This is a genomic window from Leptospira fletcheri, from assembly GCF_004769195.1.
GTDB classification, from domain to species: Bacteria; Spirochaetota; Leptospiria; order Leptospirales; family Leptospiraceae; genus Leptospira_B; species Leptospira_B fletcheri.
Window position 1 is genome coordinate 304,888 of sequence record NZ_RQET01000004.1, and the last position, 18,227, is coordinate 323,114.

Consider the following 18,227-nt stretch of genomic DNA (forward strand, 5'->3'; position numbering starts at 1 on the left):
CCTTCAAGAAAACTATTAATTTGCCCCGTAGTAACGAAGAATATGTCGAAGGCTAGTTAAATAGGAAGCTCCGAAAAGATTTATATGGACTAGAATCGGATAGATTTGCCAAAATTGAATTCTATCCTTCAGATTTCCCGGATCGTCCAAACCCGATGTGGATAAGATGTCCTGCATCTCTTCCAAATTCAAAGGACTACCGAAAAGTTGAAGCATGGCCAAATCCTGTTCCGGATGAGAATACGAGACGGAGGGATCGATCAGATAAGCATGTCCGTTCCTTCCTTGCAAAATATTTCCAGACCAAAGGTCTCCGTGAATCAATCTAGGTTGAACCCTATTAAATCCCCACTCGATCGAGAATTTTTCAAAAACGTTACGAACGGAGTTGATGTCTTTTTCGGTGAGAAGTTTTCTACCTTGGGCCAAATCCAATTGAGGCTTTAAACGGACCTGCCAGAAGAATTCATCGAAGTTGGAAAACCACCCATTTTTCTGCGGAAGGGATCCGACGAAATTGTCCCGTTTCCATCCCCAGGAACCGAATTCCCTACGATAGAGGTTTTTTAAGCTTGCGATCAGATCTTCTCGAAATCCTGCTCCGGAGCCGACCTCTATGAATTCCATAGCCAGTAAGGAAACCTTTCCTAGGTCCACGGTGCCAAAACACTCCGGCACCCGAACTCCTAGACGACAAAGCTGTTCCAGCCCTTCCGCTTCGGTTTCCGCCATTTCCTTTTTAGGAATGACTTTGACAGCCACTCTCGACCCGTCCCGAAAACTAACGGCATATAGTTCGAAAAGACTGGAAGAGTGAAAGGCCACTTCCACCTTTTTAGTAGGGGAAAGTAGGCCCAGTCTTTCCAATCCGTCTCGGATCAACTCCTCATTTCGAGTATTCGTGAGAGCCATCGGTTCGTATCCTTCCCGATTCGTTCATTCGGGTCCCTCTAATTAAAATCGGAGGACGAACAATCAGGATTGAAGAAAAATCCCGAATAGGTTTCCTTAATATTACAGGACGAAGAAATGAGACGCTTTTCTTTTACTTGTGCTCGTATATTTCTCATCTTCCTTTTTTTTCTATGTCTCCTGGCCGCAGAACCTCACCCGCATGTGTGGTACTATGCGATCGGTGGCGACCTAAAAAAGAGCGATTTCGATTGGCAGAGTAAATTTCAGCAAAATGTAACAATCTGCTTTACAGGAGGGAAGATCGGAAAAGACGGAAAGATCACTTGGATTGAAATACCGGCTTATCTATTAGACTCCGGAATCGCAAAAGGAGTTCGATGGATCCCTATGTTTGCTTTTTCCTCTAAAACCGAGGGAATTCGCCTTTTGAAATCGGAACACCAGAGAAAGGCACTTCTCGGAAGCCTAGTCGGCTTTTTCAAGAAATACCCGAAGTACTCGGGGATCCATTTGGATTTGGAGGGATTGCCTTCTTCCTCCGCAAATGATTTCAAAATCCTGCTTAAAGAGCTTCTTCCCGCCTTTCGTACGGAAAATAGAAAGCTTACGATCGCTCTCTTTCCTCAGATCGGATTTTCCCACGAACCTTCGGGATTTCATTCGGAAATTTCCCGGATCGATTTAGCAGACGAGGTGGTTTTGATGTCCTACGACTTGCATTCCCCAAAAACGAAACCGGGTCCCGTGACGGGGTTGTCTTGGACAAAGGAAAATTTAACGCTCCTGGTTAAGAGCTATTCTCCAGAGCAGATCTGGCTTGGAATCCCTCTCTACGGTTATTCCTGGAAGACGGAACGGAAAAAGCCGGACATCATTACTCGAAAATCCTCTTCCCGTAAAATGGCGGAGTTCGGTCGAAAGAAAGACGGAATTCACATTCTCGAAAACGGATCCGAGTTTTCCAGTCTGATCGTGGATGAGACGGACTGGACGATACTCGTCCGTGAATTCGGAATCAGAGGATTGGCGTATTGGCGTTTAGGTTTTTAATTCTTAACTGCAGGGCGGTTTTTTCTTCCCATCCTCCCTGCCTCCCGGAAATCCTTTCCTCAAACTATGAAAAAGAAAATACTTCTTCTCGGTTCCGGCGAACTCGGAAAGGAATTCGCCATAGCCGCTCAAAGGTTAGGCCAACACATTGTCGCGGTGGACAGCTACGACAATGCCCCCGCTATGCAAGTGTCCCATGAAAGAGAGATTATAGACATGTTGGACGGAACCGCTCTGGATAGGGTCGTGGAGAAGCATAATCCGGATATCATCGTCCCGGAAATAGAAGCCATACGCACGGAACGATTTTACGATTACGAAAAAAAAGGAATCCATGTAGTTCCCAGTGCAAAGGCCGCTAATTTTACGATGAACCGAAAATCGATTCGGGACCTGGCAGCGGAGACGTTAGGCTTAAAAACGGCTAAGTTCTCTTACGCATCCAGTTTAGAGGAACTCAAGCAAGCGACGAAAACGTTGGGCATCCCTTGCGTAGTCAAACCTCTGATGTCTTCTTCCGGAAAAGGACAATCCGTAATTTGGAACGAAGGCGAGATAGAATCCGCATGGACCGCCTCCCAAACGAAAGGGAGAACCAGAGCCTCGGAAATCATCGTCGAGGAATTTATTCGCTTCGAATCCGAAATCACCCTTCTCACGGTCACTCAAAAATCGGGGAAGACTTTGTTTTGCCCTCCCATCGGTCATCGCCAAGAACGGGGAGATTATCAGGAAAGCTGGCAACCTGCCGAGGTTTCGGATCGACAATTGAAAATCGCCCAAGAAATGTCCGCCAAAGTCACGAAGGAACTCGGAGGTTCCGGAATTTGGGGAGTCGAATTCTTTTTGACCAAAGATGATGTGTATTTTTCCGAACTTTCTCCTAGGCCGCACGATACCGGAATGGTTACTCTTGCAGGGACCCAGAATTTCAACGAATTCGAACTGCATTTGCGTGCGGTGTTGGGACTTCCGATTCCGGAAATCGTCCTCGTTCGCAGAGGCGCAAGCGCCGTTGTTCTTTCGGAATCGGACGGAAAAGCTCCGATCGTAAGCGGCCTAGACATCGTTGCGGAAATGCCCGAATCCGATCTGAGAATCTTCGGGAAACCGATCACAAGAAAATACAGAAGAATGGGAGTGGCCCTATCCTATTCGAGCAAGGAAGAGTCGCTCTCCTCTCTTCGAAAGCGGGCCACTCTGATCGCTTCCAAAATCAAGGTGGATTAAGAAGTTTACGTGGGATCCGGCACCATATTTCCGTAATATTCCAATAGTGCCGCTCTCTCGGTTTTGACGATATCCTTCTCTACGGAAATGAATCCGCGGGACTTCAGTACTTTCGTTCCGCGGTTCACGATCTCGTCCACTTCTCTGGTCAAGTAATTCCCTTTTCTAGAAAGAATGACTTCCGAGACCAGAGAACGTAGGTCCTTGATCGCGACTTCCCCGCCTTCTTGGACGATCAACTTTGCGATCAATTGGTTCGGCAGAATGCGATGGTGTGCCTGCCAGGATCGAGTGATTTCGAGCGATATCGACAGGGTCGGGTCATCCTCATGGATGTATCTGGAGACGGGAATCGGCTCGCAAAGATCCATGTAAACTTCTGTCCTTTTAAAAAGAAAATCCTTAAACGAAAGATGCTCTTCGCTCCCGGCAAACTCCGTATCTTCCGGTACGTTCTCGTAGGAAAGAACTATGGGGACCACGATCACTTCGCTCCCGGTCCTCTTAAACGCGTCCACCGAAGTGGAAAGAATTCCTGTTTTGATCGGGATGATTCCGCCCGTTCTAGATCTCGTACCTTCGGGATAAACGAGAGTGGGAATTCCCGCCTCCAGCATCATGGTCGAATATTGGGTAAGACAATCCAGATAAAGAAGATTTCGATTTCTCTTCCTATCCACCATGTATGCTCCGAGAGATTTGAGCACACGCGCCAAGCCCGGTGTACCCATGACCTTTTTATCGGCCGCGTATCTAGGAACGGGCAAGCCCAACCATCTCAATCCGAACGCGACTTCTATGGAATCCAAATGGGAACGATGAGTCGGGGTGTATAGAATATCGTAGCGAGATGCGAGGGATTTTACCTCTTTGACGCAGCCTCCGATTTTCGGCAAACCACCGCCCGGTTTAAATCCGCCGATCGCGAATCTCGTAGGCGCCACTAGATGGATCAAGGATTCCCGAAAGAAAGGTCTATAATCGTCCGCGATTTCGGACACATAAAACTCCACGATTTTTTCGAGGTCGCGCGCATTTCTAGTTTCATACGCCTGATCCGCTTCTTTCCAAAGTTGAATTTCTCTGGGAAGCAAAGCGAGATCCGTTGCGGATTTGTTTTCCACGGCTTCTTCGTATCTTTTTTCCAAGGATTTGATCTGCAATCCCGCCTGCTTTAAAATACGATCCGCCATCCCCGGTTGCGAATTGATATGTCTTAAAATCCTGCGTCTCAATGCGGATTGGAATTCCTTTCCGGATGCCAGAGATAACCCGGAACGCTTGGCGGCGAATTTGGAGATCGTCCGGATCTCATTGCTCGTAGATTTGGAAACGAAACGGATGATCTGGGTTGGGGATACTTTTCTGGTCAGAATTTCGAATAAAGTAGTGAACAACGGTAAAGAGAGGTCTTTTTCTTGAGCTATATCTAGAATTGTGGAAAGAGCGTAAGCTCCTTCCACATGCGATTCGCTTTGGCTCATTTCCCGCTGAATGAATTCCTTCGGATTAAAGAATAATTCCAGCCGTTCCAGTAGGTTCGGTTCATCTTCGCCCGAGATCAGTTTACGAACGAATCTTTGTCCATACGCACGGTTTCTGCTGACGCGGGAAGTGGACGTAGAAATCAGATCCGCAAGTCCGAACTCCATTGCGGATTGGGTCGACAATTCCATAGATCTCAGTAGATCCAAAATTTCGGAAAATCCGAGGCGAATCAGTTCTCCTTCGAAATTGCTTCCGCATTCTGGAATGCCGCTAGCGATACCGCAGGCGATTGCAACCGGATTCTTGAGGACCCCGACAACTTCGAGAGCGCGTATGTCTTCGTATGTCTTCGTGTGGTTTCTCCCACCCGAAAAAAGATCTTCCACAATGGAGGAGGCTTTTTTTCCCGTAGACGCCACCGAAAAAAAACTGTGTTGGTTTTTAATCATCTCCGTTAAAAGATTCGGCCCGGCCACTGCAGCGTATTCTATGTCGGGTTTTCCGATCTTTTCCTTCACATGAGTGACGTAATCGGAAAAAGTCACGCTTCCGGTCTTTCTTCTCGTAGAAGAGGAAACAAGACCCTTGGTAAAAGATAATATGACGTGATTTTCCGATAAGGAAAGAGAGGAACAAATGCGATCGATCACGTTCTCCTGTAACCTGGAGGGAACGGCAGAGATGATGATCCAATGGCCTTCAGTCAGGAAATCCGTATCATAGACGGGAGTGACATTTTCCGGAAGGGGGACGTTCTCGTCCAAAAGTTCCACGGAACGATCCTTCTGTATTCTCTCGACCTTTTTTCTATCTCCGTACCATAAGAAGACTCGATCCGCCTTGGAGGAAACCATCGTAGACAGTTGGACCCCCATGGGTCCTCCCCCGAAAATCGCCACGTTCGGATAACGGATCTCCAGAATTTCTTCATCGTTCATCTAATATTCCGTAATTTCTCTTTCTGATGAAATGCATAGTTTCCTTTCCGAGCGAAACAAGAAAACCAATAAATCGATTCCGAGTTTTCAGGTTGCCTTTCCGGACTCTCCGCCGAGTTTAGTTAGAAAATCGTAGTCGAAAAAAGAAAGACCGCTTTTCTTTCGACATTTCCTTCCATGCGAATCCTAGTTAGATTGATTCCGACATTCATTTGCGCGCTTCTTTTCACGGATTGTGCCACATATTGGTCCCATAGAAAGAATGATTTGCAGGACGTATTTACTTTCGGAGTGGAAAATCCCGGCTATGGCGTGGGAGTTCGATTGGGTCCCTTGGCCGGAGGTTTCGTTTTTCAAGGCGGCGAGAGTGCGCCGGGAAAAAGGGATTTGGGAATCGGCTACGGACTCCGCGGAGGAAGTTTCGGAAGCTATCGTTCTCAACAACTCATCTTCGGGATTCTAGGAAGCGATAAATTCCACTCTCTCCCATCCAAAAACTTTACCGTATCAGGACCATCTTCCGATACGAATCCGAACGGAAAAACGGATTCCGGCCCGAGAGAAAATTCCGGACTGATTTTTCCGGAGTTGCCAGACACCGAAAGCCAAGAAGGCACGGACTCCGAAATGGACGCTTTGGAAGAGCGCCAAAAAGCCAAGAGTTACTCGCTTCGTTATTTGCAATTTTATAATATACCTGTAGACGAGAGAAGGAGAAAAAAGAAAGAAGCCTTCTTTAGAAAATACGTCCAGAGCTTGGATCCGGACAAAAGAAACGACGCGTTACAGGCCTATCTGGCCCAAAACCCCGAAAACAAAGACGATTATCCCTTGGCGTTTTTATACCAAATCGAAGTATATTTGGGTCTTCGATACGGAATAAGAATCGGTTTTAATGTAGCGGAATTTTTGGATTTTATTCTCGGTTTTACCGGATTGGATCTTTTAGAGGATGATATAGAATAAAAAAAGCCGCGGAATGCGCGGCCTTCTTATAATTCGAAATCTTAAGGAAATATCAAAGTTTATATTCGTATTTCGTAATGACGCCTTTTTTGTCCACGACCACCCGAATGAATTTCGTATCGGGGGAAATCTTAGAAGGCTTATCGGCGAGAGTCTTATAGGAATTCTTTTGATAAGTGGTGGACTCGAGATACCATTCCAACAAGGAGCCGTCCTGGGTGTTTTCCTCCACGGTGGGAGTTCCCAATAGCGCTTCGGCTTTCAGTCTCTTATCCCCTTGCTTGATCATATTCGCTTCCACAACTCGAATATCCGAATTCGGTTGATAAGCCGGCTCGCTCTTCTTCTCTTCCGAAGAACAAGTCCCAAAAAATAAAGTCGCGGAAACCAGTAGGATCGCAGAAAAAATTTTTTTCATCCCTCACTCCTTTTATGCCATCTTCTGAGGCGGATTAAAAGCGGATCTATTCTTGATCGAGGAACGGATTTGTCACGCGGAATTTCCTAACTTGGGTGCGAGTCGCACCAAAAGATCGTCCAACGCCCGCTTCAATCGATCGACTTTTTCCTGAGTAAGACCCGAATCGGCAAACAGACGTTCCGGAATGCACTCGGCTTTCTTTTTGAAGTTTCTTCCCTTTGTAGTCAACTTTACGACCAAAGACCGTTCGTCCTCTTCGGATCTTTCCCGGGTCAGAAATTTCTGGGATTCCATCTTTTTCAGAAGAGGGGTCAGGGTGCCGGAATCGAGCAATAACTTATCCCCTATCTCTTTTAGAGGGATGCCGTCTTTTTCCCAAAGCACAAGCAATACGAGATATTGAGGATAAGTCAAATCGAACTCGTCCAGAATGGGACGGTATAGAGCCGTAACCACTCTGGACAGTGCGTAGAGCGGAAAACAAATTTGCCGATCTAGACTTAAGAGATCTTCCTTCACTTTTTCAAAAGATCCTGAATCTGTTGGTCGATTTTTTCCGGAGGAGTCATCGGTGCAAAACGCTTGATCACTTTTCCTTGTTTGTCTACCAGAAATTTGGTAAAATTCCATTTTATCGAAGTACTCAGAAAACCCGGAGCCTCGTGTTTCAAATATTTGAAAACGGGATGGGCGCCTTCGCCGTTTACTTCTATCTTTTTAAAAAGCGGAAACCGAACTCCGAAATTCATCTCGCAAAAATTCTGAATTTCCGAATCGTTTCCCGGCTCTTGATGACCGAATTGATCGCAGGGAAAACCCAATATTTCCAAGCCTTCGCCCTTATACTTGTCGTACATAGCCTGAAGTCCTTTATATTGAGGCGTAAACCCGCACTGACTCGCCGTATTGACGATCAAAAGCACCTTGCCTTGATAATCCCCGAGTTTCTTTTCCTGCCCGTTATTCAGGGTCGCCGTAAGTTCATATAGATTTTGTGCCATGGATAGAATAATCTCCCGATGAATAATTAAATTGCATACAATTTAATTTCTTACAATCTATTTTTGCCCGAATTTATAAAAAAATCGCATTATGGGATTAGATTTTAATTGAGAGGGAAAAAATAAATTGCCTATCCAACTTGGAGGACGCAGCCTCCCTCGGATAGACGGGATCCATGGAATGGCGGTACTGATAGGTAAAACGAACCAAAACGGCGTCATTAGGAATATAGTCCAGAGTGGCCGTCCCTCCCCCAGTCTGAAACCCGTGCTTGGTTCCCGTTTGAACGATCATCTGTTCCCTGTCGGCGTATCTTTCGAATCTCAGTCCGATTCTCCATTCCGGAAGAAAACGATATCCGATCCAGAGATTTCCCGCATACTGCTGCCTATAAGCCTTACTATTTCCTTCCATATAAGTGGGACCCGAAGAAAGATAGATCAGCTTCATATCATCCGCTCTTTTTTGATAACCGACGTCGAAAGAAGATGCGACGGTCAGAGTCTCGGAGGGTTTCCATTCCGCGATAAAATTATTGTAATACCGAACTTCCTTCGGAATCTGAGTCGGTTGTTCGTTTCCCATAAAGGTGTTCCATCGAAACATCCAATGCTGAGTCGGAGTCCATTCCAAACGGAATCCGCCGGAAACATCCTTATTATTATCCGTAACGACTTGGTAACCGTTGTCCAAATGCAATTGATAAGAGACTTTGTTGGTTATTCTCCCGCTCAACCTAGCGCCGGAAACGTAATAAGGAACGTTATCCAAGGCTAAGGATCTGGTATACACGAAGTTATCGTGGGAAATCCACGACTCGTAACCAATGTGTCCGAAGTAAATCCCCATATCCAACCAGGTGGATTTTCCGAGCTTGATACCTCCGTACGCCTCCTGCATATTTCGGACACTGAATTCGTTGCTTGTCTTTCCGGTCGTTCCTTCTCCAACATAGTTTGCTGCGACTGAAGTACCGAATTGAACGGCAAAGCGGCTTCTAAATTTTTCGGTCTCCACTTGGGCGTCCAGATGAGCGAGATTGATATTGAATTCATTGGTTCGAGTCGCCTGAGTCGTATAGGCCGCTTCCTTAGAGTTAGGCCGGTTAAAATCCGCGTTGTAATAACTATCCACAAAGAACCCTATCTTAATAGGCAAAGGTGCGACGTAGGCAGGCTGAACCGATTGTGGAAGTACGGTATTTTCTTTTATTGTCACCGCCGTTTTCGGTGTTCCTTTTGCCGCGGATTCCGATTTTCCTTCGTTTTCCACGTGCGCTTCCTTTTCGACTTCCTCCTCTGTTTTTATTTTCCCGTCGACGCTTCGATTCTCATCGGAACGGATAGGAAGATTCAGAAAGAAGAATCCGAGAAGGCCTAAGATGAGATAAAAATGAATCAGCGGCAGAAATTCTCGATTCCGAAAATGATATTTAAAACGGGCAATCATCTGTTTGAGTACTCTATTTTCGGACGGCGAAAGTCTATTTATTTTTCTAAACGGGCGGAATCCTAACAAAAACTTAACATTAAACGTTGAAAAATTAGCATCCGACTTTTTTATCAGTTGAGTCGGGGTCTTTGAAACGGGATTCCGAGCGGAAAATTCGCACGAGCGAAACGCTTAAGGTGAAATCGCTAAGATCGGACCGTAACGAAGAGGATTTTTAAATGGAACAGCAAAGCATCCTGATCACCGCAATCATTCTCTTAACGACCGCCGTCCTGTGCGTTCCCTTATTTAAAAAAGTCGGAATCGGCTCGATCATCGGCTATGTCGCCGGCGGAATCCTGATCGGTCCCTACGGAATTCGCTTAGTGACAGGCGGAACCGAAATCCTGCACTTCGCGGAATTCGGAGTGGTCCTTCTTCTTTTTCTAATCGGATTAGAACTTCGGCCCCAGACCCTATGGATTCTGAGAAAACCCATCTTCGGAATGGGTCTGACTCAAGTCGTTTTATCTTCCGTGGTGCTGACATATCTGATCCACTGGATCTTTTCCATAGAGTGGATCGCCGCCGCATTGCTCGGTGTTAGTTTTTCTCTTTCTTCCACGGCTTTTGCACTCCAATCTCTTGCGGAAAAAAACCAATTAAACACTACGACAGGCAGATCCGCATTTGCCATCCTATTGTTCCAGGACCTTGCCGTAATTCCGATCATGGCAATCCTACCGTTGGCGGCGTCCGGTGGCGGAACGGGTCAACATCCCGGTTTCGATTTTACGAAATTCGCTCTGGCATTATTCGCCATACTTTTGGTCATCCTCGGAGGCAGATTTCTTACGAGACCTCTGTTCCGAATCATAGCTTCTTCGGGAAATCACGAAATTTTCGTGGCACTTTCTCTGCTACTCGTACTTGGCGTAGCTTTGATTATGGAGCAAGTCGGGCTCTCTATGGCTTTGGGATCCTTTTTAGGCGGAGTGTTATTGGCGGATTCCGAATACCGACACGAACTGGAAGCCAATCTGGAGCCCTTCAAAGGACTTCTCTTAGGATTGTTCTTTTTAGCCGTAGGAATGTCGATGAATCTAGACGTTCTGAAACTGAATCCTTGGTTCGTATTGGGAATTTCCATAGGATTGATGCTCGTGAAAGGATTGATTCTCTTTATAATCGGAAGGGTCAATCGACTGAGCTCGGAATCCGCCGCGAATTTATCCTTTAATATTTCGCAAGGAGGGGAATTCGCTTTCGTAATTTTAAACGTTTCCGCTCAATTAGGAATATTAGAAAAACAGATTTCCGAATATTCCATCGTCGTCGTCACGGTTTCCATGTTATTGACTCCTTTTTTTACGATCTTAAAGGAAAAAATTTTCGACCCTTTCTTTCGTAACGAAGAGGAAACTCCTCCGGACGTGATCGAGGAAAGAAATCGGGTCATCATCGCCGGCTTCGGAAGGGTGGGACAAATCATCGGTCGCATGCTCTATGTTCATCGGATAGGATTCACCGCATTGGAGCACAACGCAGAGCAGGTGAATGTGGCACGGAAATTCGGATATAAGATTTATTTCGGAGATGCGAGTAGACTGGACTTATTAATCTCCGCCGGAGCCGAACAAGCGGACATATTGATCCTAGCGGTACAAGATATGGATCTCTCAGTTAAAATCGCGGAATTAGTAAAGGCACATTTTCCGAAGCTGCAGATTATCGCGAGGGCAAGAAACAGGGCGCATTATTTTAAACTGTTGGATTTAGGAATCCGCAACATTCGCAGGGACACATTCGCTTCTTCTCTGGAAATCGGAGGGGAAGCCTTGATGGAATTGGGCTTTTTGCCCTCCGAAGTGGAGCGTATCCTCGAAAAATTCCGCGCGTACGACGAGGAAATGCTGATGGGCCAGTACAAAGTTAAACACGACGAAAAGGAATTGATCGCTTTTTCCAAGAACGCCGTAAAACAATTAGAAGAATCCTTTGCCGCGGATAGGCTAGAAAAAGAAGCGGCTTCCTGATCATTCTATATATGAAAAATCGTTTTGGCCTTTCCTTATTCTTTCTGGTATTTTTAATCAACGTCGTTTTACCGGTGGTTCCCCGATCAGACGCGATCTGGAACGTTCCTACTGGAATGAGTATCCTATTGCAGGGAAATATAAATCTGGACGAATACCCCGAATTGCAGAAGGAATTCGGCGGTTATGGATTGGTCCATATCGACGGGAAATCCTATAATATTTTTCCGATCGGAGTCTCCTTGCTTGCCCTTCCGCAGTTGTTTCTGATGACACAGATCAATGGATCTAAAGAAATCCTCAATCATTCCTTAGAAGCGGGAAAATTCGTCGCAGCCGCCTGGATGGGAATCGCCGCTCTATTCGTATTTTTGGGTTTTCGGGAAAAACTCGGTCAGTCCAAAGCCCTTCTCTTTTCATTGCTATTCGCATTCGCTACCCCAGCTCTTTCCACCGGAGGCAGAGCGTTGTGGCAACAGAGCGGAGCACTTCTACTGAATAGCGCCCTTTTCTTCCTTTTAGTACGCGGAAGATACGATATACGAACGATGATATGGGTGGGACTCGTTTGCGGACTCGGTGTTTGGGTGAGACCCACGACTCTTTTGGTTTCCGGCCCGGTTTTTCTGTTTTTCTTGGTAAAGCGAAGGCTTCGCGCTAACTGGATTCTTTTACCTGCCATACCCTTGTTCGCGGCCTATCTGATGTTCAACCTAAACTTGTACGGAAGTTTGTTTCCCGTATATTTTTCCCATCACATCGATCGGGTTTTTAAATTCGAAACGTTCGGGCAAGGGCTCGCGGGGATTTTGATTAGTCCGAACCGAGGTTTATTTATTTGGTCTCCTTTTTTATTTTTTTCCGTGATCGGGATGTTAAAGATGAGAGGACAAAAGGACTCGAGCCTTTCTTGGCTATTCCTTTCCTGCATCGTAACGCATCTTTTCTTAATTTCCAGTTTCGATATGTGGTGGGGAGGTCATTCCGTCGGCCCGAGATTACTGACGGAAATCCTACCGTTCTTTCTTTGGTTCGCAGCCAAAGGATCGCCTGATTTTTCGAAGTCGATGCCGACAAGAAGCTGGTTCCGATCGATTTGGGTGGCGACGTGCATCTTAAGCGTGGTTTTTCACCTTCGTGCGTCCGTGGATTTGGGCCCGACCCTATGGAACCGAAGCCCCCGAAATGTGGACGAATTTCCGGAAAGAGTTTGGGATTGGAAGGATCTACAGTTCCTAAGCGGAGATCACGCTTTAAAATTCTTTTTATAAGATTTCGTTCGAGGGAAATTTCGAAAGGAAAGGAATTGCGGGCAGAGGGACTCGAACCCTCACTAGAAGCTTGGAAGGCTACGGTGCTAGCCATTACACCATGCCCGCGACGAATTTAAGGATAGTTTTTTGTTGGAGAGGAGGATGTCAATCGAAAAGAGTGATTTTTGTATGTGGGAATCGGAAGTGCAAAATTGGGAGAAAGAACTCCCGAAGTTTCATTCATATCGAAAAGAATTCGAACGCATCAGCCATCTAAGAAATATCCTCAGTCTACTGCATTGGGACATGGAGGTCACTCTTCCGGCCGCGGGACAAACGGAAAGAGGGGAACAAATCGGATTGTTATCCGGAATAACGCACGACGCTTTCACCGGAGAATTCTTTCGCACACTTATCGAAGAAGCGATCGAAGAAAACGGCAACTCCGAGCTTCCGGGCAACGAAACGAGAACCCGCGAGATGGAAATCCTGACCAAAGACAGAAACCGAGCCGCTGCCCTACCCACGCAATGGGTGGAAAAATTTTCCCGTACTGCAAGCCGAGCGCATTCTGTCTGGATGGAAGCGCGAAGAAAAAACGACTCGGACCTGTTTTTGCCCGTTCTGAGCGATCTGATCGAACTCGTATTTCAAAAAACCGATTATCTGGGTTATGAAACGGAACCTTACGATTGTCTGCTCGAGGAATACGAACCCGGAGCCACCGCCGCGTCTTTGGAAATTTTATTCGAAGATCTTAGAAAATCCCTCGTTCCCTTAGTCGCTAAGGCTAAGGATTTTCCGGCACCCTTCCGAGGCACCTTTCCCGAAAGTTCCCAACAACCGTTTAATCTAAAGTTGCCCGAGCTTCTGGGGTTGCCGAAAAACAGTTTTAGATTGGACTCCAGCGCCCATCCTTTTTCCACTTCCATAGGAACGTTCGACAAGCGAATCACCACGCGTTATGACGAAACGGATCCTTTATCTTCCGTTTTTTCCGTGCTCCACGAGACGGGACATGCGCTTTATGAAGCCGGAATCTCCTCCATCCCGGGCGCCTATTCTCCGCTGAAAGATTCTGCATCCTTAGGGATGCACGAATCACAAAGTAGACTCTGGGAAAATCAAATCGGAAGATCTAGGGAATTTTGGGAGGCGGTATATCCATCCTTTTTAACTTCCATAGGCTTGTCCGAAAAGGAATTGCCTCTTCAAAAACTCTATTCTTTCGTCAACAGGGCTAAACCTTCCTTGATTCGTGTCGAAGCGGACCAGATCACTTACAACCTACATATCATACTCAGATTTCATTTGGAAAGAGCCTTATTTAGAAAAGAATTAAGTTTAAAAGACCTAAGCCACTCTTGGAAAGTCGGAATGAAGGATCTTTTGAACGTGGATGTTCCGGACGATAGTCGCGGTTACTTGCAGGACGTCCACTGGAGCGGAGGAGCCTTCGGATATTTTCCGACATACACTTTGGGGAATATCTACGGCGCACAATTGTATGCTTCCTTTCTCTCTAAACATCCGGAGTTCCCGTCGGACTTAAAAGTCGGCAAAACAGCGACTCTTTTGGATTGGCTCCGAAAGAACGTACATTCCAAAGGAAAGAGATGGAGGGCGGAAGAAATCATAGAACAAGCTACCGGTGAAAAACCGAACGCCAAATATCTAGTAGCATATCTTTCCACTAAGATCAACGAACAGGAGTAATCCGTGAGCCGAGAAGAAAACGAAGAACAAACAGTAAAATCCTTCGAAGAACTATCCTTTTTCGATAATCTGGCGTTGTATTATTTGTGCAACGAAACCCCGCCTCAGACCCTCGCTCTCGCGTTTCTGATCGGAGACAAAAAAGTATGCGGATCCATGTTAGGAGTTTTGGAGCCGAAAAGAAGAGCTTTTGTACACGAACTGATGGCAAAAGAACAGGACGCACCAGAGGAGAAAAAAAGAAGTGCAGCCCAAGGGCTGCTCATCATTGCGGAGGGATTGCTGACCCGCAACCTGATCCGCAAGCAGGGAAAATTTTATTACGGGACGGAAAGAAAATAAACCGGATTTCCTTCCTAGTATAAAGGTCTGCCGAGCAGAGCATTTACGAACAAAGCCACGGTCAAAGACGCAAGAATCAAACTTACTACGAGCACACTAGTACGACTCAAATTTTTACGCGCCGCAAACCCCGCGAAAATCGGAAGAATCTGTAGGGAATGGATTCCTAGAAAATGAGCGATCCGAACATCTCCGCCTTGCCTGCTCCAGTTCAATAAGGGAATTCCTTCTCCTCCGTCGGGAACTCCCACCGAATGCGCGTTGATCGCGGTCATATAGGATCCGGCAAGAGATGCAAAGACGAATATCCATAAAGACATTCTGATAGAAAGTACGATCCGGTCATCCAATCCCGTGATCGGCTTGGCAAATTTCCTATCGATTAGAATCGCCACGGGAATCACCGGAAAGATGAATAAGCCCATGATCCCGTATACGATTCCGTCAAACGGTGTGGATTGGTTGAAGTGGGAAGATACTCCGCGAGCGGCTTGTAGAGTGATCAAACTTAATTCTACGACCATCGCGACCACAAAATACAGTTCCGCTTTGTCTCTGAATTTCGAATATTCGCTGCTCAATCGATCCAAAATCCATCCCATCGTCCAGTTGAAGATCCAAATCGATATCGCGAACTTAGCCGGTTTAATCCAGGGATTGATTCCCAAAACGGTTCTTTCGTCGAACGCCATTAGAACTAGATACGCCGGTAAAACCAGTATGGCGATCAGCCCTCCGAAAAAAGAGATCGGACGGCGAGTTCTTAAATCGTTAAGAAATCCTCCCGATTCCTCGAAAACCGAAAACGGTGCGCTATATGCCGACATGAATGCCTCCTTTAACTAGTCGTATAACGAAAAAAATAAGAAAACCGATAGGTCCAAACATGAGCGTCAAAAACAGACAAGGAATCAAAACCCATCTGGAAAGCCCGATGGCTTCTGTCTCCTTCGATTCCCAAACTCCCAAAAACAAATCGAAAGCGAGGTAATGTACCCATCCGCCCAAAAGAATCCAAGGATTCGAAAAGAGGGTCGATACACCCGACAGAGATTGAAAACCGCCTTCGGCGCCCAAATGCGTGCCAAGGATCAACAAATACCCGACCGATAAAATGGCGGACCAAATTCCGTTTCGAACCAAAATTCGGGTGATCTTAAGGTTCGGAAAGAACGCCAGTAAAATCCAGCCGACTAAAGCGAAGCGGTTCGATATCGTAAAAAGCAATTCAGGCGTCACTGCATACTCCCTTTTTTCCAGAAAACCCTAGCGCTAAAGACTTGCCTTGCAAACGATAGGGGCCAGTAATGTTACATATGGTAACACTATATGTTACCATCGTCAACATATTTTTTGGAAAATCTTATGACGGCTCGAAAAAAAAGCGCCAAACCGGCAAAGACCTACCACCACGGAAATTTGGCCGAAACTTTGAAACTTTTGGCCCTCAAAAGGTTGGAAGAAAGCAAGGATTCCGCGTTCACGATCAGAGAAATCGCCCGAGAAGCAGGGGTAAGTCACGCCGCTGCATACAGACATTTTCCTTCGCACCGGGATCTCTTGGCGGAAATTTCAAAGGATGGTTTTATAGGAATTACCGATGCGTTTTTAAAAGCGGAAGCGGAAGCGAGACCCGACGACCCTTTGGATCGACTGGAAAAAATCGGAATCGCTTACGTTTCGTTTTGCGTGGAAAACCCGGGATATTATCGGGCCATGTGGCATACGGATCTAGGTCCGAAAGACGATCTATTAGAATTGCAGGAAGCCGGTAAACAATCCTTCCTTCGTCTCTGGGAAACCGTCCTGGCTTGCAAGGAAAAAGGAGTTTCCGATTTTAGTCCCGAGGAACTTGCCACTGCTGCCTGGTCCATCGTCCACGGCTTTTCCACTCTCGTCAACGAGAGCCAGCTCGTCTTTACTTTAGGAATCGACAGAGGGAACGCAAAGGAAATGGCCAAAACGATGGTCCGACTCTTCGTAAACGGAATCAAAAAAAGGAAATAAACCGGGCCGGAAAACGGTTTCGACCTAGAGATGGAAAGGAGATTATCGGTTTTTCCATGCCGCACATCCCAGAAGCGCCCACCCGGAAAGAAAGCAAAGACCTCCCAGAGGAGTAACGGCTCCTAAAATTTTCACTCCACTGATCGCGAGTATGTAAAGCGAACCGGAAAATAGGAAAATACCGGAAAAAAAGAACCAATAGGAAAGTCTGATCAAACTCGATTTTTGAAACCATGGTCCGATGGACAGCACAAGCAATACGACGGAATGAATCAATTGGTATCTACTTCCCGTCTCGAAGATGGAAAGCGAATCCTGACTTAAAATGGATTTCAATATATGGGCACCGAAGGCTCCCAATGCGACAGCCTTAAAACCGCTGATCGAAGCCAGCAACAAAGGAAAATTTCTAGAACTTTTGAATTCCATAACTACGAAACCTAATGCACTTCCTACGGAAGACTCCGAATATGTAAGAGGTATTTTCGATATCCAATCTGCTGTCAAACAAAGCTTCAATCGAACTTTCCTGCATTTTTTGCCGAAGTTCCTCGTAAAAACTCGTGGGACCGAACACGAAATTCACCGGGACGAAACTTTCCCTAGAGCCTTGCTTCAAGGGTAATACCAATCGGATCCCGGTTTGGCAACCCTTGCTTTCCCCCTCGAATCTGACGATCCGGTGTTCGGACCAATCCCAACCTTCCAGTGAGGTATGAAACATATCCTTGAACGGGAGAGAAACAGTAGATCGAATCCATCCGTCGAACCCTCCCGTTTTCAACATAGTCGAACTCGCTCCGTAGTGAATGGAAGGGTCTCTAAAATTAAATCCGTTTAAGCGCACTTCGTTTTCCGGGGGAATCCCTAAGCCGGTCGGATATGGCTCCGGATTCCGCCGAACGAGAGCCCTCGTTCCGCCCATGGCAATGCAGGAAGCTATGGCCGAAAATTCCGCAAGAAACAGGGTGACCAAAAAAATTCCCTTATAATTTAAGCGAAGATTCATTCCTTCTTCAAAAGCCTTTGCGGTAATTTAACACCGACACCGGAAACCCGGGTACATTTCTCGAAATACAATCCGAAGATGAAAGAACGATAACTGTAATCCGTCTGGACGTCAAAGAGGAGATCCGCTTTGTCCTTGATTGCGTTTTGTACGGCGCTTTCATAACTTTCGTCTCCCGTATAAACCAACCAAAGCCAGCTCGTTCCGCAGGAATTTCCCTCGAGCCGACCGATAGGTTCCATTCCGCGAACGTCCGAATAACTTTGAGAATAATACCAGCCGGGGGATTTGATGTTCGTATAAATGCAGGAGGAAAGGAACATAAAACAGAGAGCAAGCACGGTCCGCTTCATATGTTCGGAAATAAAATTCTTCATTCCCCGATTTTCGAGCTCTTGTCATCTAAAAGTCAAGGTAAAATCC

At 46.3% G+C, this 18,227-nt stretch carries 19 protein-coding genes and 1 tRNA gene; 8 read left to right on the forward strand and 12 right to left on the reverse strand.

The window, feature by feature from the left end; genetic code table 11:
* Window positions 1-15 precede the first annotated feature (15 nt).
* A complete protein-coding gene (locus tag EHO60_RS04795; protein ID WP_135767025.1) occupies window positions 16-912 on the reverse strand; it encodes a fructosamine kinase family protein in 897 nt (298 codons plus the stop codon).
* 117 nt (window positions 913-1,029) lie between these two features.
* Between EHO60_RS04795 and EHO60_RS04800 the strand changes: the two genes are divergently transcribed.
* Both EHO60_RS04800 and purT read left to right on the forward strand, forming a co-directional pair.
* The gene (locus tag EHO60_RS04800) at window positions 1,030-1,965 is read left to right on the forward strand and encodes a glycosyl hydrolase family 18 protein (RefSeq protein ID WP_135767026.1); all 936 of its coding nucleotides are present in this window, start codon (window positions 1,030-1,032) and stop codon (window positions 1,963-1,965) included.
* Between the two features lie 66 nt (window positions 1,966-2,031).
* A complete protein-coding gene (gene purT, locus EHO60_RS04805) occupies window positions 2,032-3,195 on the forward strand; it encodes a formate-dependent phosphoribosylglycinamide formyltransferase (protein WP_135767027.1) in 1,164 nt (387 codons plus the stop codon).
* Window positions 3,196-3,200: 5 nt separating this feature from the next.
* Here the strand turns inward: purT and EHO60_RS04810 are convergent, their stop codons facing one another.
* Window positions 3,201-5,621: a 1-acyl-sn-glycerol-3-phosphate acyltransferase gene (locus tag EHO60_RS04810; RefSeq protein ID WP_135767028.1), complete on the reverse strand. Its 2,421-nt coding sequence runs from the start codon at window positions 5,619-5,621 to the stop codon at window positions 3,201-3,203.
* Between the two features lie 177 nt (window positions 5,622-5,798).
* Here EHO60_RS04810 and EHO60_RS04815 point away from each other — a divergent pair, with 177 nt between their 5' ends.
* On the forward strand, window positions 5,799-6,587 hold the full coding sequence (locus tag EHO60_RS04815; RefSeq protein ID WP_135767029.1) for an LIC13411 family adhesin: 789 nt from the start codon (window positions 5,799-5,801) through the stop codon (window positions 6,585-6,587).
* A 52-nt stretch (window positions 6,588-6,639) separates the two neighbouring features.
* Here EHO60_RS04815 and EHO60_RS04820 read toward each other — a convergent pair whose 3' ends face one another.
* From EHO60_RS04820 to EHO60_RS04835, 4 genes are all read right to left on the reverse strand, one after another.
* Window positions 6,640-7,005: an LIC13410 family lipoprotein gene (locus tag EHO60_RS04820; protein WP_135767030.1), complete on the reverse strand. Its 366-nt coding sequence runs from the start codon at window positions 7,003-7,005 to the stop codon at window positions 6,640-6,642.
* Between the two features lie 72 nt (window positions 7,006-7,077).
* On the reverse strand, window positions 7,078-7,527 hold the full coding sequence (locus EHO60_RS04825) for a MarR family winged helix-turn-helix transcriptional regulator (protein ID WP_246028141.1): 450 nt from the start codon (window positions 7,525-7,527) through the stop codon (window positions 7,078-7,080).
* Complete coding sequence (locus EHO60_RS04830; protein WP_135767032.1) at window positions 7,524-8,009, reverse strand: glutathione peroxidase; 486 nt, start codon at window positions 8,007-8,009, stop codon at window positions 7,524-7,526. The genes EHO60_RS04825 and EHO60_RS04830 overlap by 4 nt, the downstream gene beginning before the upstream one ends.
* Window positions 8,010-8,106: 97 nt before the next feature.
* A complete protein-coding gene (locus EHO60_RS04835; protein ID WP_135767033.1) occupies window positions 8,107-9,459 on the reverse strand; it encodes a porin in 1,353 nt (450 codons plus the stop codon).
* A gap of 221 nt (window positions 9,460-9,680) precedes the next feature.
* On the opposite strand from EHO60_RS04835, the gene EHO60_RS04840 reads away from it, so the two are divergent.
* Together EHO60_RS04840 and EHO60_RS04845 are read left to right on the forward strand one after the other, a co-directional pair.
* The gene (locus EHO60_RS04840) at window positions 9,681-11,477 is read left to right on the forward strand and encodes a monovalent cation:proton antiporter-2 (CPA2) family protein (protein ID WP_135767034.1); all 1,797 of its coding nucleotides are present in this window, start codon (window positions 9,681-9,683) and stop codon (window positions 11,475-11,477) included.
* An 11-nt stretch (window positions 11,478-11,488) separates the two neighbouring features.
* Window positions 11,489-12,748, forward strand: coding sequence for a glycosyltransferase family 39 protein (locus EHO60_RS04845; protein ID WP_135767035.1), 1,260 nt, complete (start codon window positions 11,489-11,491; stop codon window positions 12,746-12,748).
* Between the two features lie 36 nt (window positions 12,749-12,784).
* Here EHO60_RS04845 and EHO60_RS04850 read toward each other — a convergent pair.
* Window positions 12,785-12,856 (reverse strand) — tRNA-Gly (locus tag EHO60_RS04850).
* A 36-nt stretch (window positions 12,857-12,892) separates the two neighbouring features.
* Here EHO60_RS04850 and EHO60_RS04855 point away from each other — a divergent pair.
* Both EHO60_RS04855 and EHO60_RS04860 read left to right on the forward strand, forming a co-directional pair.
* Window positions 12,893-14,446, forward strand: coding sequence for a carboxypeptidase M32 (locus tag EHO60_RS04855; RefSeq protein ID WP_342775987.1), 1,554 nt, complete (start codon window positions 12,893-12,895; stop codon window positions 14,444-14,446).
* 3 nt (window positions 14,447-14,449) lie between these two features.
* Window positions 14,450-14,788 carry a hypothetical protein gene (locus EHO60_RS04860; protein WP_135767036.1) on the forward strand — a complete coding sequence of 113 codons (339 nt, stop codon included), beginning with the start codon at window positions 14,450-14,452 and terminating at the stop codon, window positions 14,786-14,788.
* A gap of 14 nt (window positions 14,789-14,802) precedes the next feature.
* Here the strand turns inward: EHO60_RS04860 and EHO60_RS04865 are convergent, their stop codons facing one another.
* On the reverse strand, window positions 14,803-15,615 hold the full coding sequence (locus tag EHO60_RS04865; RefSeq protein WP_135767037.1) for a hypothetical protein: 813 nt from the start codon (window positions 15,613-15,615) through the stop codon (window positions 14,803-14,805).
* Window positions 15,602-16,027: an ABA4-like family protein gene (locus EHO60_RS04870; RefSeq protein ID WP_135767038.1), complete on the reverse strand. Its 426-nt coding sequence runs from the start codon at window positions 16,025-16,027 to the stop codon at window positions 15,602-15,604. The genes EHO60_RS04865 and EHO60_RS04870 overlap by 14 nt, the downstream gene beginning before the upstream one ends.
* Window positions 16,028-16,153: 126 nt before the next feature.
* Here EHO60_RS04870 and EHO60_RS04875 point away from each other — a divergent pair, with 126 nt between their 5' ends.
* Entirely contained in the window at window positions 16,154-16,795 is a 642-nt protein-coding gene (locus EHO60_RS04875) for a TetR/AcrR family transcriptional regulator (protein WP_135767039.1), read from the forward strand.
* Window positions 16,796-16,837: 42 nt separating this feature from the next.
* Here the strand turns inward: EHO60_RS04875 and EHO60_RS04880 are convergent, their stop codons facing one another.
* The 3 genes from EHO60_RS04880 to EHO60_RS04890 are packed head-to-tail and all read right to left on the reverse strand — an operon-like array spanning window position 16,838 to window position 18,157.
* A complete protein-coding gene (locus EHO60_RS04880; RefSeq protein WP_135767040.1) occupies window positions 16,838-17,224 on the reverse strand; it encodes a DUF423 domain-containing protein in 387 nt (128 codons plus the stop codon).
* The gene (locus EHO60_RS04885; RefSeq protein ID WP_135767041.1) at window positions 17,205-17,804 is read right to left on the reverse strand and encodes a hypothetical protein; all 600 of its coding nucleotides are present in this window, start codon (window positions 17,802-17,804) and stop codon (window positions 17,205-17,207) included. Before EHO60_RS04885 ends, EHO60_RS04880 begins: the two co-directional genes overlap by 20 nt.
* Entirely contained in the window at window positions 17,801-18,157 is a 357-nt protein-coding gene (locus EHO60_RS04890) for a TRL-like family protein (RefSeq protein ID WP_246028232.1), read from the reverse strand. The genes EHO60_RS04885 and EHO60_RS04890 overlap by 4 nt, the downstream gene beginning before the upstream one ends.
* Between the last annotated feature and the right edge of the window lie 70 nt (window positions 18,158-18,227).